At 45.9% G+C, this 872-nt stretch carries 1 protein-coding gene; it reads left to right on the top strand.

What is annotated here, in order from left to right; all coding sequences use genetic code 11:
- A partial coding sequence (locus A3738_RS08070; RefSeq protein WP_156504090.1) for a DUF3362 domain-containing protein occupies positions 1 to 606 on the top strand: 606 nt, incomplete at its 5' end.
- Positions 607 to 872 lie beyond the last annotated feature (266 nt).

Below are 872 nucleotides of genomic sequence, written 5' to 3'. Positions count from 1 at the left end.
GGCGGTTATTTAAAAATCGCGCCAGAGCATACAGAAGATGGTCCTCTCTCTAAAATGATGAAACCTGGTATGGGCACTTATCATCGATTTAAAGAGATGTTCGATAAGTTTTCTAAAGAAGCGGGTAAAGAACAGTTCTTAATCCCGTACTTTATTGCGGCTCATCCTGGGACACGTGATGAGGACATGATGAATCTTGCGTTATGGCTGAAAGCAAACGGTTTCCGCGCAGACCAAGTTCAAAACTTCTACCCGTCTCCGATGGCAAACGCCACGGCGATGTACCACACGAAGAAAGACCCTTTGCATCGTATTGATTATAAAAGCGATACCATGCCTGTACCCAAAGGTGCGATACAGCGACGTTTACATAAAGCATTCTTGCGCTATCACGATCCAAACAACTGGCCACTATTGCGAGAAGCGCTCAAGAACATGGGCAAAGCCCATCTAATAGGTTACGGTAAAAAGCATCTTGTGCCACCGACGCAGCCCAAAAGCGAAACCCGAAATGCGAAGCTAAAGAAAACTAGTGCGACTTCTAAAATGCGCAAAGGCCGCTTCCACACACAGCATACTGGTTTGCCGCCGCGTAAACATAAATAAAGACTTAACATTGGGGTCAGAGTACTTTTACTCTGACCCCAGTATTTCGAATGTTAATCAGCGATGTAAGACAGGTCGATTTGTAATCGACTCAGGCTAACTCTATAATCCGCGCCCTCTCGCCCTCCATACAAGTATTAATGAGATCCGCATGTTTGAACTATCGGCTAATCGCCAACTTAGCGTAAAAAACGACCTACTTTCAGGTCTTACCGTAGCCCTAGCACTCGTACCTGAAGCAGTTGCATTCGCATTCGTTGCAGGCG

The organism is Oleiphilus sp. HI0066 (assembly GCF_001635725.1).
The sequence above is the reverse complement of the archived record's forward strand: the minus strand, read 5'-3'. Positions and strand labels throughout refer to the sequence as shown.